At 71.5% G+C, this 14631-nt stretch carries 16 protein-coding genes; 7 read left to right on the forward strand and 9 right to left on the reverse strand.

What is annotated here, in order from left to right:
• The 5 genes from ACZ7L5_RS24095 to ACZ7L5_RS24115 all read right to left on the reverse strand — a co-directional run.
• A partial coding sequence (locus ACZ7L5_RS24095; protein WP_471518676.1) for a hypothetical protein occupies positions 1–246 on the reverse strand: 246 nt, incomplete at its 3' end.
• Position 247: 1 nt separating this feature from the next.
• The gene (locus ACZ7L5_RS24100) at positions 248–871 is read right to left on the reverse strand and encodes a cytochrome b/b6 domain-containing protein (RefSeq protein WP_471518677.1); all 624 of its coding nucleotides are present in this window, start codon (positions 869–871) and stop codon (positions 248–250) included.
• Positions 855–1565, reverse strand: a complete 711-nt coding sequence (locus ACZ7L5_RS24105) for a molybdopterin-dependent oxidoreductase (RefSeq protein ID WP_471518860.1) — start codon at positions 1563–1565, stop codon at positions 855–857. Before ACZ7L5_RS24105 ends, ACZ7L5_RS24100 begins: the two co-directional genes overlap by 17 nt.
• 189 nt (positions 1566–1754) lie before the next feature.
• Positions 1755–3302, reverse strand: coding sequence for an APC family permease (locus tag ACZ7L5_RS24110; protein ID WP_471518678.1), 1548 nt, complete (start codon positions 3300–3302; stop codon positions 1755–1757).
• Between the two features lie 36 nt (positions 3303–3338).
• Positions 3339–4289: a hypothetical protein gene (locus tag ACZ7L5_RS24115; RefSeq protein WP_471518679.1), complete on the reverse strand. Its 951-nt coding sequence runs from the start codon at positions 4287–4289 to the stop codon at positions 3339–3341.
• A gap of 337 nt (positions 4290–4626) precedes the next feature.
• Between ACZ7L5_RS24115 and ACZ7L5_RS24120 the strand changes: the two genes are divergently transcribed.
• The 4 genes from ACZ7L5_RS24120 (at position 4627) to ACZ7L5_RS24135 (ending at position 7541) form a co-directional block, all read left to right on the forward strand.
• Positions 4627–5529, forward strand: a complete 903-nt coding sequence (locus tag ACZ7L5_RS24120; protein WP_467478718.1) for a DMT family transporter — start codon at positions 4627–4629, stop codon at positions 5527–5529.
• A gap of 33 nt (positions 5530–5562) precedes the next feature.
• Complete coding sequence (locus ACZ7L5_RS24125) at positions 5563–6078, forward strand: NUDIX hydrolase (RefSeq protein WP_471518680.1); 516 nt, start codon at positions 5563–5565, stop codon at positions 6076–6078.
• Positions 6079–6822: 744 nt separating this feature from the next.
• A complete protein-coding gene (locus ACZ7L5_RS24130; protein WP_328882705.1) occupies positions 6823–7215 on the forward strand; it encodes a YidH family protein in 393 nt (130 codons plus the stop codon).
• A complete protein-coding gene (locus ACZ7L5_RS24135) occupies positions 7203–7541 on the forward strand; it encodes a DUF202 domain-containing protein (protein WP_471518681.1) in 339 nt (112 codons plus the stop codon). The genes ACZ7L5_RS24130 and ACZ7L5_RS24135 overlap by 13 nt, the downstream gene beginning before the upstream one ends.
• 24 nt (positions 7542–7565) lie before the next feature.
• Here ACZ7L5_RS24135 and ACZ7L5_RS24140 read toward each other — a convergent pair whose 3' ends face one another.
• Positions 7566–8546 carry an NADP-dependent oxidoreductase gene (locus ACZ7L5_RS24140; protein WP_471518682.1) on the reverse strand — a complete coding sequence of 327 codons (981 nt, stop codon included), beginning with the start codon at positions 8544–8546 and terminating at the stop codon, positions 7566–7568.
• A gap of 113 nt (positions 8547–8659) precedes the next feature.
• Here ACZ7L5_RS24140 and ACZ7L5_RS24145 point away from each other — a divergent pair, with 113 nt between their 5' ends.
• From ACZ7L5_RS24145 to ACZ7L5_RS24155, 3 genes are all read left to right on the forward strand, one after another.
• Positions 8660–8956 carry a hypothetical protein gene (locus ACZ7L5_RS24145; protein ID WP_471518683.1) on the forward strand — a complete coding sequence of 99 codons (297 nt, stop codon included), beginning with the start codon at positions 8660–8662 and terminating at the stop codon, positions 8954–8956.
• 190 nt (positions 8957–9146) lie between these two features.
• Positions 9147–10181, forward strand: coding sequence for a phosphotransferase family protein (locus tag ACZ7L5_RS24150; protein ID WP_471518684.1), 1035 nt, complete (start codon positions 9147–9149; stop codon positions 10179–10181).
• 6 nt (positions 10182–10187) lie between these two features.
• Positions 10188–11402, forward strand: a complete 1215-nt coding sequence (locus tag ACZ7L5_RS24155) for an acyl-CoA dehydrogenase (protein ID WP_471518685.1) — start codon at positions 10188–10190, stop codon at positions 11400–11402.
• A gap of 64 nt (positions 11403–11466) precedes the next feature.
• Here the strand turns inward: ACZ7L5_RS24155 and ACZ7L5_RS24160 are convergent, their stop codons facing one another.
• From ACZ7L5_RS24160 to ACZ7L5_RS24170, 3 genes are read right to left on the reverse strand one after another with little or no spacing between them, the layout of a single operon-like run.
• Complete coding sequence (locus tag ACZ7L5_RS24160; protein WP_328882699.1) at positions 11467–12060, reverse strand: TetR/AcrR family transcriptional regulator; 594 nt, start codon at positions 12058–12060, stop codon at positions 11467–11469.
• Between the two features lie 40 nt (positions 12061–12100).
• A complete protein-coding gene (locus tag ACZ7L5_RS24165; RefSeq protein WP_471518686.1) occupies positions 12101–13765 on the reverse strand; it encodes a class I adenylate-forming enzyme family protein in 1665 nt (554 codons plus the stop codon).
• On the reverse strand, positions 13762–14535 hold the full coding sequence (locus ACZ7L5_RS24170) for an SDR family oxidoreductase (RefSeq protein ID WP_471518687.1): 774 nt from the start codon (positions 14533–14535) through the stop codon (positions 13762–13764). Before ACZ7L5_RS24170 ends, ACZ7L5_RS24165 begins: the two co-directional genes overlap by 4 nt.
• Positions 14536–14631: the final 96 nt, after the last annotated feature.

Here is a 14631-nt window from a genome sequence, read left to right on the forward strand (position 1 = left end):
CCGCGGACCAGCGACATCGCCCGGCGCGGACGTGCCGGCCAGCGGCAGATCGGTCTCATCGCCCGGCGCGACCGTGCCAGACCTCGGCGGACCAGTGACTCGCCCGGCACGGATGTGCCAGCCGGCGGCGGACCAGCGACATCGCCCCGCCCGGAGATGCCGGCCGGTGGCACAACCCAGCCCACCGACCTCGACCTCGACCTCAGGGACTCTCAGCAGGCCCTTCAGCCGGTCGTCGTGCGGCACGTCATGGCCGCCACCGTGAATGCTCCCGCTTCGCCCACTCCCGGCTGACTGAGCCCGTCCGCATGCCCCGGCGGGCCTCCGGGTCGCCCAGGGCCATGCCGATGTGGCCGGCGAGGACGATGCCGATGGTGAGGGCCAGCCAGTCGTGGACGAAGGTCGCGCTGGTGCGCCACTGCAGAGGAGTGAGGTGGGTGAACCACATGATGAGGCCCGTCCCGACCATCACCAGTGTCGCGCCAGCGATCCATGCGGCGTAGATCTTCTGCCCGGCGTTGAACTTGCCCGCCGGACGGGACGCGGACCGCTTGTCGCGGTGCAGGGCGGCTCGTAGCCAGTCGCGGTCGTGCGGGCCGAAGCGGTTGAGGAAGCCGAGGTCGGCGCGGAAGAAGCGGGAGGCGAGGCCGGCCAGGACCGGCACGGGCAGAGCGAGGCCGGCCCACTCGTGGATACGGACCACCAGCTCGCGGCGGCCGACAAGCTCGGCGAGCTGCGGGATGTACAGACAGGCCGCGGTCACCACGCACACGCCCATCAGCGCGGCCGTCGTGCGGTGCACCCAACGGGTGGCCGGGCCGAAGCGCCGGACGTCCGTGGACCGGCCGGGGGCGTCAAGTCGTAGGCTCATCGTCGCGTCCGTTCGAGCGGCCGACCCAGGCGTCGACGTCGTAGCCCCGTTCCTCCCAGTAGCCCGGTTTCACGTCCTCGGTGACGGTGATGCCGGAGAGCCACTTGGCGGACTTGTAGAAGTACATGGGTGCCACATAGAGGCGGACCGGGCCGCCGTGGGCGTGGTTCAGGTCCTTGTCCTGCATGCGCAGGGCCACCATGACGTCGGCGCGGCGGGCCTGTTCGAGGGTGAGGCTCTCGCTGTAGGCGCCGTCGAAGCAGGTGAAGCGCACCGCCCCGGCACCCTTGCGCACTCCCGCGGCGTCCAGGAGGCGGGACAGGCGCACGCCCTCGAAGGGGGTGTCGGGGACCCGCCAGCCGGTGACGCACTGGACGTCGCGAACCATCCGGGTCTGCGGCAGGGCGCGCAGGTCGGCCAGCGTGTAGGTCCTGGGGCGGTCGACCAGGCCGTCGATGGTGAGGCGGTAGGTGGTGGCGTTCTTGCGGGGGACGGACGAGGTCACCGAGTAGTAGCGGAAACCGCCGCCGTTGGGCAGCAGGTCGGTCAGGCCGGTGGGGTCCTTGTCGGACGCGCTCGCGAGGAAGGACTCCATCCCGCGCTGCAGGACGGGCGCGGTGACCACGCCGAGTGCGCCCAGGCCGAGTGTGCCGAGGAGGACGCGGCGGCCGATCGGTTTGCCCTTCTGCCCGATCTGCTCCTCGCCCTGTTCCCTGCCCTGCTCCCTGCCCTGTTCCTCGTCCTGTTCTCCGCCCTCGTGCTCGGGCTGTTCGCGGTTCACATACTCATTCGAACACCCGCGACCCCGGCCGGACCAGGGATCGCGGGTGCTCGTCAGGGTTCCGTAAGCACTTCTTACGCGGCTCTCGCGCACGGATGCCGGCTACGGCGTCTTCGCCGCCGCCTTGTCCAGCTGGAACGCCTCGTTGCCGAGCCCGATGCGGGCGTACCGCTCGGGTGCGCGGGAGCGCAGGAGCAGGCCCTGGAGCACACCCACGACCAGCGCGAGGACGATGACGGCGGGCAACGCCCAGTTCAGGGCCGAGTCCGGGCCCGCGCCGATCAGGACGTCGAAGTCCTTGACGGTGTAGACGACGATGAACAGCAGCCCGACGACCGAGAGCCCGGAGGCGGCCAGCCGCCAGAACTGGGCGGCGACGGCTCCGCGGCGCACGAAGAAGGCGATGACGGAGACCGACGCGGCGGCCATCAGCGCGGCGACGCCCAGCGCGCCGAGGTTGCCCATCCAGGTGAACAGGTGCAGCACCGGTGCGGTCGGGTCCCCCGTCGGCTTGTCGTCGGTGAGCGCGAAGGCGGCGACGACCACGAGGGAGATCGCCGTCTGCAGCAGCGAACCGGTGCCGGGGGCGCCGCTCGCGCCGCTGGTGCGGCCGAAGGCGGACGGCAGCAGGCCCTCGCGGCCCATGGCGAAGGCGTAGCGGGCGACGACGTTGTGGAAGCTGAGCATCGCCGCGAACATGCCGGTCACGAACAGCACGTGCAGTACGTCGGTGAAGCCGGCGCCGAGGAGGTCCTCGGTGAAGAAGAACAGCAGCCCGGCGCTCTGCTCCTGCGCCGTGCCGACGATGGCCGAGGGGCCGGCGGCGACGGTGTACGCCCAGCAGCTGATCGTGTAGAAGACGGCGATGCCGCCGATGGCGAGGAACATCACGCGGGGCACGAGGACGTGCGGGCGGCTGGTCTCCTCGGCGTAGACGGGGGCCTGCTCGAAGCCGAGGAAGGCGGCGACGCAGAAGCACAGCGCGGTGCCGATGCCGGCGCCGGTGAGGGTGTCCGGGTTGAAGGCGTGCAGCGACAGGCCCTCCTTGCCGGGGTCGGCGATCGCGGCGACGTCGAAGATGACCACGAGGGCGACCTCGATGATCAGCAGGACGCCGAGCACGCGCGCGTTGAGGTCGATCTTCAGCCAGCCGAGTCCACCGACGAGGAGGACGGCCGCCAGCGCCGGTATCCACCAGGCGACCTCCGTGTCGAGGTAGGTGGCGAACAGCCCGGAGACCTCGAAGCCGAAGATGCCGTAGATGCCGACCTGTAGGGCGTTGTAGGCGACGAGCGCGACCATCGCGGCGCCGGCGCCCGCCATGCCGCCGAGGCCGCGGGAGATGTAGGCGTAGAAGGCGCCGGCGTTGTGGACGTGCCGGCTCATCTCGGCGTATCCGACGCTGAAGAGCGCGAGGACCAGGCCGAGGATCACGAAGAGGAGCGGCTGCCCGACGACACCCATCACCCCGAAGGTCGTGGGCATGACACCCGCGACGACCATGAGGGGTGCAGTCGCGGCGAGCACGGACAGCAGCAGGCCCGTCGTGCCCAGCCGGTCGGCGCGCAGGGCCCGGTCCTGCCCCTTGAACGTACTGATCCCGCCACTGCCGGCGGTGGCTCTGCTCGTGCTGGAACTGCCCGTGGTCATCGGGGACCGTCCTTGGGTCGACTGCGGTTGGGGGCGTTACGCCGTGCCGAGCGCGGTGTCGCGTGCGGCACGGAAGGCGGGATACGGCTCGCGGTCCGGGTACGACCACGGCGACGGGGTGGCGTGCTCGCCGATGCGGTGGAACAGGGCGGCGGCCTCGGCGCCGCGGCCCTCGCAGACCTTGGCGTGGGCGAGGTAGTTCAGGTCGATCAGACGGCGCGGGTGACCCTCCTGCTCCCACTCCAGCCACCAGTCGAAGGCGGCCCGCATCACCTGCCGGGCCCGGCGGCCGGCCCAGTGCCCGGAGGTGGCCGCGTCGGGCTGCTCGCGCCCCGCCCCCGCGAGGACGCGGTATCGCTCGGCGTGGGCGATGACCGGGAGGACGGCGAGCGGGGAGTCGGCGGGGGCCCGCTCGGCCGCCGCGTTGGCGAAGTCGTACACCTCGTGCAGCGGGTCGGGACCGGCGCCGGTGTGGCGTTCGGCGAGCCGGGCGACCATCAGGTGGTGGGCGTGGTGGTGGTCGGCGTACCGAGCGCCGACCTCGGCGAACAGGCGCCGTACCGCCTCCTCTGCGCCGAGCGAGCTCTCCAGCATGAGCAGGCCGAGCCAGGGGGTGGGGTCGGCGGGCGCGAGCGCGGCGGCGGCGTGGCACGACTCACGGGCGCGGACGGGCTTCTCCTTGCCGCGCAGGGCGCGCCGAACCTGGGCGAGGGCGAGCAGGACGGCGGCGTCGGCGGAGTCGGGCTCGGCGAGCAGCCAGTCGCGGGTCCAGGGGACGCAGTACGGCTCCTGCGCGAGGACGGTGACGCGGTGCCCTCTGCGGTCCCAGTCGTCGCCGGTCCGGGCGAGCAGTGAGCGGGCCGTCTGCCATCTGCCCTGGGCCAGCGCGGCGCGGGCTGCGGCGAGCTCGGCGTCGTCCAGGGCCGCGTCGAAGGTGTGGGATGCGCGCTTGCGGCCGCGGCCGAGGGGTGGCGGGGGTGGGGACACCGGTTCTGGGTTCTGTCGGGGGAAGAATGTGGGGGAAAGAATGTGACCTGTCATCGAGCGATCACGCACAGCAAACCCGCAGCCAACGGTTCACGTCAAGGGCCGTCGAGGCGTTACACGCGTCAACTGGTGTTACTGGTGGGACAGTTGATGCGTTCAATAGCCACGCACCGAGCCTTAAATGTCGGAATTGTTCAGAGTGTGTGGCGTACGTCATGGCGTAGCCGGACCAGGCACCGCACGATGGGGAGCCTGCGCATGCCGGGCCTTGGGCCGCTACAGTCGGCCCTTACGCACCCCGTCCCCTCACCCCGGCAGGATGATCGAGGTACGCAGCGTGTCGCTTCTGATCCTGATACTCGCCGTGAGTGCCGCCTGCTGCCTGGGCTTCGGCTTCGTACTGCAGCAGAACGCGGCTCAGAAGGCGCCGCTGAACGACTTCCTCTCCCCCCGGATTCTCCTCGACCTGATGAAGGTGCCCCGCTGGCTGGGCGGCATCGGGCTCATGGTGGTCGGCATGGCGCTCGGCGCGATGGCGCTGGGACAGGGCGAGATCTCCCTCGTGGAACCGCTGCTGGCGACAAACCTGCTCTTCGCGCTCGCTCTCTCGCGCCGCCAGACCAAGCAGCCGTTGGGCCGCCAGGGCTGGACGGGACTCGCACTGCTCGCGGGCGGTGTCACGGCCTTCATCATCGCCGGACAGCCGCACGGCGGGGCGGCGCCCAGCGGCCCCTTCCGGCAGTGGCTGATCATCGGCGTCATGATCGGGGCGGCTCTGCTGCTCACGGCGTATGCGAAGCGTTCGCGGCTCAGGGCCGGTCCCGCGCTGCTGGCCACGGCCGCCGGTCTGCTGTACGGCGTGCAGGACGCGCTGACGCGCCTGACCGGGCAGCGTTTCGCCGAGGGCGGCATGGCTGAGGTTCTCACCAGCTGGCAGCCGTACGCCGTGGTGGCGCTCGGCCTCACCGGGCTGATCCTCGTCCAGAGCGCGTTCGAGACGGCCTCCCTGCGGATGTCTCTGCCGGCCCTGACCGCGGCCCAGCCGCTGGCCGGCATCCTCTGCGGCGTCGGCTTCCTCGGCGACCGGCTGCGCGCCGACTCGGGCGCGCTGGCGTGGGAGGCGGCGGGGCTCGCCGCGATCGTGGTGGGCATCATCATGCTCGGCACCCACTCGGCGATGCCGTGCGGCGTGAAGCAGCCGCAGCCTCGTGCGGCGGTGGCGGCGGTTCCGGCGCGCTGACCATCCGGGTGCCGCCCTGGTTGGATGGCCCTCATGAGCGCCACTGACGAGATCCTCGACATCGTCGACGAACACGACCGGGTCGTCGGCCGGTCCCGGCGCGGCGAGGCCTACGCCAAGGGGCTGCGCCACCGCTGCGTCTTCATCGAGGCCCGGGATTCTGAGGGCCGCCTCTTCGTACATCGCCGCACGCCCACGAAACTGGTCTTTCCCTCGCGGTACGACATGTTCGTCGGCGGGGTGGTCGGCGCGGGCGAGTCGTACGACGACGCCGCGCTGCGCGAGGCCGAGGAGGAACTCGGCGTCAGCGGCCTCCCCCGCCCCACCCACCTCTTCAAGTTCCTCTACGACGACGGCGCCGGGCAGACCTGGTGGTCGGCGGTGTACGAGGTCCGCTGCGAGCTGCCGGTGCGCCCACAGCCGGAGGAGGTCGCCTGGCACGACTTCCTGCCGGAGGCCGAGGTGGAACGGCGGCTGGCGGACTGGACGTGGGTACCGGACGGCCTGGCGGCGTACGAGCGCCTCAAGGCCCACCGGGCGGCCGGCTGATCCGCCGCGCTGCGGCCCCGCGGGCGCGTCGACGGGGGTGCACCCCTGCCCCGGGGCGCCGGCGGACGTGCCGCCGACTCGGGGAGGCGGCGGGGGAGTCGCAACGCCTTGGCCTCTGGGAGCACCGGGACTGCCTCGACGAGGCCGGCTCCTGGCCGCCGTCCCTCCCGGACACCCTTCTCCGCGGCCGTCCCGACCTTTCTGAACACACCGGCCGCCAGCCCCCTCTGGGAGCACCCGTGCTGCCTCGACGAGGCCATCTCCTGGCCGCCGTCCCTCCCGGACACCCCCCTCCGCGGCCTTCGCGACCTCCAAGCACACCGGCCGCCCACACCATCGCAACCGCCTCGGCTCCGCCCATGGAAGTCCGGGCTGCAGGCATGGCTCGGGCGGGGCCGCCTCCGCGCCGACGCGACCTTTTCTCAGCCCGCCGGCCATCCGCGCCGTCGCCACCACCTCGGACACGCCCCTTGGGCAGCCCCCGCACCCTCCCCCGGCCCTCGCGCCCCCTGTGCACACCCGCCGCCCGCGCCATCACCACCGCCACCTGCGGTTGCCACGTGCCCGGGCAGCCCACCGTCTCCGCCCCTGGCAGCACCGGCCTGCCGGCGGTCCGCGCCGTGGCCCGCCGCGGCGGGGCGGGGCGGGGCGTGCCGCGGCGGGGCGGGGCGGGGCGTGCCGCGGCGGGGCGTGCCGGGCGGTGCCGGAACGCCCCTGTCCGTGGCCCCGGATAGGGTCGGGCATGTGATCGAGTTCGTACGGAACGTCCGGCTGTGGTTTGCGCCGCAGGAGATCCGGCAGGAGGGCGGCACGCCCGACTACCGGTTCTCGCTGGCCAACGAGCGCACCTTTCTGGCCTGGCTGCGTACCGCGCTCGCACTCGTCGGCGGTGGCTTCGCGGTGGACCAGTTTCTGCCGGACCTGCGCTGGGGCTGGCGCGTCGGGCTGGCGCTCGCGCTGCTCGCGGCCGGCGTGCTGTGTTCGTTGCGTGCGGTCAATCACTGGGTGCGCTGCGAGCGGGCCATGCGGCGGGGCGAGGACCTGCCCGTCTCGCGGTTCCCGGCGGTGCTGAGCCTGGTGGTCGCGGTCGTGGCCATCGCGATGGTCGTCGTCGTGCTCGTGGGATGGGAAGGGTGAACCCCGGGGCGGTCGCCGAGCCCGTCAGGGATCCGGGGCTGCAGCCCGAGCGGACACGTCTCGCATGGCGCCGTACGACACTGTCCGGCACCGTGGCCGCCGTACTCGCCGTGAAGGCCGCACTGCACGGCGACGTCTCCGTGGTCGGGCTCCTCGTCTGCGCCCTGTGCATCGGGCTGTGGCTGGGCTTCCTGGCCCTCGCCCACCGCCGTATCCGCGTCCTCGCCTCGTCCGCCGAACCGGCGGCGCTGGCCCCCCGGCATGCCACGGCCACCGTCCTCTTCACCCTGGCCCTGGCCATCTGCGGCGCCGCCCTGGTCCTCTGAGACCCGCGTAAGGCTACGGCCCGCTCACTCCGCCCCCTGCCACAGCCCCTCCGGCGCCACCGTCTCCTCCTCCGTCTCCCAGTCCACCGTCACCACGATCTTGCCCCGGGTACGGCCCTCCTGGTTGAGCCGGTGCGCGTCCGCCGCCCGCTCCAGCGGGAACGTCTCCGAGACGTGCACGGACACCACCCCCTCCTCCGCCAGCTCGGACAGCCGCAGCAGGTCAGCCGTGTCGGGGCGGACGAAGTAGTAGCGGCCCCCGTAGTCGAAGACGTCCGGGTCGGCGATGGACACCAGGCGGCCCTCGGGGGCCAGCAGGTTGGCCGAGGCCTTCAGCGCGTCGCCGCCGACCGTGTCGAACGCGGCGTCCACGCCCTCGGGCGCAAGCCCCCGCACCCGCTCGGTCAGGCCGTCGCCGTACTCGACCGGCTCACCGCCGAGCTGTCGTACGAAGTCGTGGTTGTGCGCGCTCGCCGTACCGATCACCCGGGCACCCAGATGGCGGGCGAGCTGGACGGCGATCGAGCCCACACCCCCGGCCGCGGCATGCACCAGGACCGTCTCGTCGCGCTTGACCTGGAGGACCTTGGTCAGCACCTGGAACGCCGTCAGCCCCACCAGCGGCAGACCGGCCGCCTCCTCCCAGGTGAGGTTGCGGGGCTTGCGCGCGAGGGTGCGTACGGGCGCGGCGACGTACTCGGCGAAGGTGCCGCGGGAGAGCACGTCCTCACGCACATAGCCGATGACCTCGTCACCGACGCCGAACTCCGTGACGGACACGCCCGGCTGGACGACAACGCCGGCTACGTCCCAGCCGGGGACGACCGGGAAGACCGGCTCCAGCATCCGGTCCATGTAGCCCTCGCGGCACTTCCAGTCGACCGGGTTGACCGCGGCCGCCCGCACCTTCACCAGTACGGAGTCGGGGCCGACGCGCGGATCGCGCAGATCCCCGTATGCGAGCTCGTCGGGCCCGCCGTAGCGTGTGTAGCTGATCCCCTTCATGGGTTCGACCCTCCGGGCTGGGAGGGCGCCACGCAAGCCCGAATAACCCGATATGCGCCGTTTGCGTGGCAGCCTGTCCGACGTCACAACCCGCACCTTCGAAGGTGAGCACCATGACCACCATGCACGTGGAACACCCTTCCCACACGCACGCCCACGGTCCGGACTGCGGGCACACCGCGGTGCCGCACGGCGACCACACCGACTACGCGCACGACGGTCACCTCCACAGGGAGCACAGCGGTCACTGGGACGAGTGCGAGTCGGACGGGCACGTCGCGCACGACGGCCACACCCATCAGCACGGCGCCGACTGCGGGCACGAGAGCGTCCTGCACGGCGACCACGTCGACTACCTGCACGACGGCCACCGGCACGCCGCCCACGCAGGCCACTGGGACGACCACTGAGCCCACGGGCGGCCCTGACCGACCGGCCCCGTTCTGGCCGAGAACGCACTCCCGACAGCTCCCCGACGCACCGCGCGGGGAGCTGTCGGCCTATCGTGGCCCCGATCACGTTCGGCTCCCCCACTGGACGACATACCGACTGGTCGGCATCATGAGTCAGGTCTCGTTCACCTGCCCTTAGGAGCCCTGTATGAGCCCCGACCATCCGCCCGGCCTCGACCTGGACCGGCTGCGCGGCCTGCTCGAGCGCGAGCGGCCCGGTCTGGCACACGGTCCGCTGACCGGCCGGCTCATCGAGGGCGGACGGTCGAACCTCACGTACATGGTCTCCGACGGCACCTCGCAATGGGTCGTACGACGGCCCCCGCTCGGCCACGTCCTCGCCACCGCGCACGACATGAAGCGCGAGCACCGGGTCATCAGCGCGCTGCATCCGACGGACGTGCCGGTGCCGCGGCCGGTGCTGCTGTGCGAGGACGAGGAGGTGCTCGGAGCGCCGTTCTACGTCATGGAGTTCGTCGAGGGCACCCCGTACCGCACGGCCGACCAGCTCGCCCCGCTCGGCGCGGAGCGCACCCGGGGCGCGGTCCTGTCGCTGGTGGACACGCTCGTCGAACTGCACGGGGTGGATCCGGCGTCGGTGGGCCTCGATGACTTCGGCCGGCCCGAGGGCTTCCTGGACCGTCAGCTGCGCCGCTGGGGCAAGCAGTTGGACGCCTCCCGCAACCGCGACCTGGCCGGCATCGACGAGCTGCACGCGACCCTCGGCCGCAGGCTGCCGGCCTCTCCCGCGGCGACGGTGGTCCACGGCGACTACCGGCTGGACAACGTCCTCATCGGTGACGACGACAAGATCAAGGCGATCCTCGACTGGGAGATGTCGACGCTGGGCGACCCGCTGACCGACCTGGGTCTGCTGGTCATGTACAGCATGCCGCTGGGCATGCCCGACTCCCCCGTCTCCACGACCGCCGAGGCCCCCGGGCATCCGGAACCGGCCGAACTGATCGAGCGGTACGCCGCGCGCTCGGGGCGCGACGTCTCCGCGGTCTCCTGGTACACGGCGTTCGCCTGGTTCAAGCTCGCCGTGATCCTGGAGGGCATCCACTACCGCTACACGCTGGGCCAGACGGTCGGCCGCGGCTTCGACCGCATCGGCGACCTGGTCCCGGTCTTCATCGAGCACGGTCTGACCACGCTTCAAGACGGCATCCAGGAGGGCTGACGGGCCATGGACTTCGCGTTCGACGCACGCACGGAGGAACTGCGCGCCAAGCTGCTCGCCTTCATGGACGAGTACGTCCATCCCGCCGAGGCGGTCGCCGAGGAGCAGCGGGCCGAGCTGGCGTCCCCGTGGGACACGCCGGCCGTGGTGGAGGAGCTCAAGGCCGAGGCGCGCAGGCAGGGCCTGTGGAACCTCTTCCTGCCGGACCGGGAGTACGGGGCCGGGCTCACCAATCTCCAGTACGCACCGCTCGCCGAAATCACCGGCCGCTCCCCGCACCTGGCACCGACGGCCACGAACTGCGCGGCGCCCGACACCGGGAACATGGAGGTGCTGTTCCAGTTCGGCGACGAGCAGCAGAAGAAGCAGTGGCTGGAGCCGCTGCTGGCCGGTGAGATCCGCTCGGCGTTCGCGATGACCGAGCCGGATGTGGCCTCCTCGGACGCCACCAACATCACCACGCTCATCGAGCGGGACGGCGACGAGTACGTCATCACCGGCCGCAAGTGGTACATCTCCGGGGCGATGAACCCGGACTGCAAGATCCTCATCGTCATGGGCAAGACGGACCCGGACGGCGAGGACATCCGCCGTCAGCAGTCCATGGTCCTGGTGCCCCGGGACACCCCGGGCGTCACCATCAAGCGCGCGATGCAGGTCTTCGGCTACGAGGACCACTCCCACGGCGGCCACGCCGAGGTGATCTTCGACCACGCGCGTGTGCCGGTTTCCAACCTCGTCGGCGAGGAGGGCGGCGGGTTCGCCATCGCGCAGGCGCGGCTCGGTCCGGGCCGTATCCACCACTGCATGCGGCTGATCGGCATGGCCGAGCGGGCGATCGAGCTGATGTGCCGGCGGGCGGTGTCCCGCAACGCCTTCGGCAAGGCGCTGGCCCAGCAGGGCGTGGTCCACAACTGGATCGCCGACGCGCGGGTGACGGTCGAGCAGTTGCGGCTCCTGGTCCTGAAGACGGCCTGGCTGATGGACACCGTCGGCAACAAGGGCGCCCACACGGAGATCCAGTCCATCAAGATCGCCACGCCGCGGGCGGTCGTCGACATCATCGACCGGGCGATCCAGTTGCACGGGGCGGGAGGTGTCAGTCAGGACTTCCCGCTCGCGGAGCTGTACGCCGGGGCGCGGACCCTGATGATCGCCGACGGGCCGGACGAGGTGCACCAGCGGTCGCTGGCTCGGCGGGAGTTGAAGAAGTACCTGTAACGGGACGTAGGTAAGGGGCGGTCGCAAGAGCGACCGCCCCTTACCCGTACCCGAACCCGTCTCCTCAGGGCCGCAGCGCCCGCAGCAGCAGGTCCGCCAAGTGGTCCGCGACCTCCTGGGGGCTCATCGGGCCGTCGGGGCGGTACCAGGTCGACAGGTGGTGGACGGAGCCGAAGTGGTAGTCCACGACGAGGTCCGCCGGGGTCGCCGTGGAGAAGACGCCCGTCTCCTGGCCCTCCTCGACGAGTGCGCGGAAGCGCTCGTGGTAGCGCCGCCGCTCGGCGCGCACCTGCTTGTTCTTCTCCGGGCTCAGATGGTGCATCGAGCGGAAGAAGATCATCGCGTCGTCGAGGTTCTCGATGGTCGTCACCACGACGTCCGCAGCCGCTCCCCGCAGCCGCTTCTCGATGGGCTCGTCGGCCCCCGCGAAGGCATCGAGCCGCTCCTGCTGAACGCGCAGCACGCGCGCGTACACCTCGTGCAGGAGGTCGTCCTTGGAACCGAAGTAGTGGTACAGCGCCCCTTTGGTGACGCCGGCCGCCTCGACGATCTCCTGCACCGAGGTGCGGTCGTAGCCCCGCTCAGCGAAGAGCCGGGTGGCGGCGGCGAGCAGCCGCTGCGGGACGGGCGTACCGTCACCGTCCGTCGTCCTGGCCACTGTGCCGCCACCTGCCCTTCCGATATTTTCCTGCTTGCGTCTAGCCGTCGTTCGCGCGGGAACGAAGTTCCCGACGGAGGATCTTCCCACTTGCCGTCTTGGGCAAGTCCGGCAGGATCTCCACCTGACGCGGATATTTGTAGGCGGCCAGTCTCTCCTTGCAGTAAGCGGCGAGTGTGTCGGGGTCCGTTTCCGCACCCGGACGGAGGCTGATGTACGCCTTGACGGTCTCCCCGCGGTACCCGTCGGGCACCCCCACGACGGCCGCCTCGCGCACCGCCGGGTGCGTGTAGAGCACGTCCTCGACCTCGCGCGGCCACACCTTGAAGCCGGACGCGTTGATCATGTCCTTCTTGCGGTCGACGACGTACAGCCAGCCCTCGGCGTCCATGAAGCCGATGTCCCCGGTGCGCAGTTCGCCGTCGGGGAAGGTCTCGGCGGTGGCGTCGGGGCGCCTCCAGTAGCCGGGCACGACCTGCGGCCCGCGCACCACGATCTCGCCCTGCTCGCCGAACGGCACCTCCTGGCCCTGCTCGTCGACGATCCGTACGACCGTCTCCGGGCCCGGCAGCCCCACGGCCAGTGTCCCGGAGGCCGGGTCGACGGGGGCCTCCAGGCCGGGCGGGACGGAGGCGCACGGGGCGGTGCACTCGGTGAGGCCGTAGCCGTTGCGGATGTACGGCCCGAAGCCGGCCCGGAACTTCTCCACCAGGGCGGGCGGCACGGGGGCGCCGCCCGAAGAGATGTTCACAAAGGAGGAGAAGTGCTCCGGGGTGACGGCCGGGTGGGCGGCCAGCGCCATGAAGGCCGTCGACGGGCCGACCGTGTAGTGCGGCCGGTGCTCGGCGAACGCGTCCAGCACGACACCCGCGTCGAAGCGGTACGTCAGCACCAGCGTGCCCGCGCTGTTGAGGCTCGCGCCGAGCTGGCAGACCATCCCGGTGATGTGGAACAGGGGCGCCAGCGCGTAGTACACGGGCGCGTCCGGCAGGCCGAGCCCCGTCCGCTGGCGCTCGGCGTTGTACATGACGTTGCCGTGCGTGTTGGTGGCGCCCTTGGGGGTGCCGCTCGTACCCGAGGTGTAGCTGATCAGCGCGATGTCGGACGGGCCGAGCTCACGCCCCTGCGGCGCCTTGTGCCCGGCTCGGGCGACGGCCGTCAGGTCGTCGGCGTCCTCGGCGCCCGGCAGTCGCTCGAAGGTCAGCACGCGCTCGTCGCCCCGCGTCTGGAAGTCCAGCTCACAGCCGGTGAGCACGATCCGCACCGGCGAGTCGGCCGCGGTCTCGCGCAGATACGACTCCCAGGCCCGGTCCGAGCAGATCAGCGCGGCCACTTCCCCGTCCCGCAGGACATGGCCCACCTCCCCCGACTTGTACATGGGGTTGACCGGCACGACGACCGCCCCCGCCTTCCAGGCGCCGAGCAGGGCGAGCACGAAGTGCGGGGAGTTCTGCAGCAGGATCGCCACCCGGTCGCCGCGCTCCAGGCCACGGGCGGCGAGGTGCCCGGCGACGGAGTCGCTGAGCTCGTCGACCTCGCGGTAGGCGAGGCGGCCGTCGAAGTACGCGAGGAAGACGCGCTCCGGGGTCTCGGCGACGGCCCGGCGCAGGGCGTGCACGAGCGAGTCGGCCGGTGCGATCGGGGCGCGCTGGACGTCGGTGAGCAGGGCCACCCAGGGCTTGGCCGCGTACGGGGATTCGGTCACCGGGCTTCCTCCCACTTCTGCTGGAGGTGGTTCATGTTGGTCAGCCAGCGGTCCGGCTCGGCGGCCCGCGCCTGGTAGTACCCGGAGACCTCGGGGTGCGGCAGGATCAGGAAGCGGTCCTCCGCCATGCCCTTGAACAGGGCGTCCGCCACGTCCTGTGGCGCGATGGCGGTGGGCTTGAGCACCAGGTCACCCGCGCTGCCGGTGGCGTCCAGCATGTCGGTGCGCACGCCCTGCGGGCAGATGGCGTGCACCTTGACGCCGCGGTGGCGGTACGTCAGCGACAGGTACTCGGCGAAGGCATAGGCGCCGTGCTTGGTGACGGCGTAGGGCGCGGCGCCGATCATGGTGAGCAGTCCGGCGGCGGAGACGGTGGAGACGAAACGTCCGCTGCCGCGCTCCAGCCAGGCGGGGAGCAGTTCGTTGGCCGCACGCACGTGTGCCATCACATTGACGTCCCAGGACGTCGACCAGGCCTTCTCGTCGAGCGGCTGTCCGGGGTCGTCACCCCCGAAGGCGACTCCGGCGTTGGCGCAGTAGACGTCGACCGTGCCACCCAGCGCGTCCCGGGCATCGGCGACGACGGCGGAGGCATCACCGGCGACCGCGATGCCGCCGATCTCCTCGGCGACCGCCTCGGCCTTCCCCGCGTCCAGATCGTTGACGACGACACGAGCCCCCTCGGCGGCAAAGCGCCGGGCCAGCGCGGCCCCGATGCCACCCCCAGCCCCGGTCACGACGACTCCGGCACCCTGAACGGCTTCCACCATCGGTCTCCTTCGACTGCGGCTCTGCTATGACGACCAGACTAACCGGTCGGTATGTCACACGGAAGGGCGACTGCAAGCGCCCTCCAGGGGCGCGGG

Source organism: Streptomyces sp. NPDC107528 (assembly GCF_055639295.1).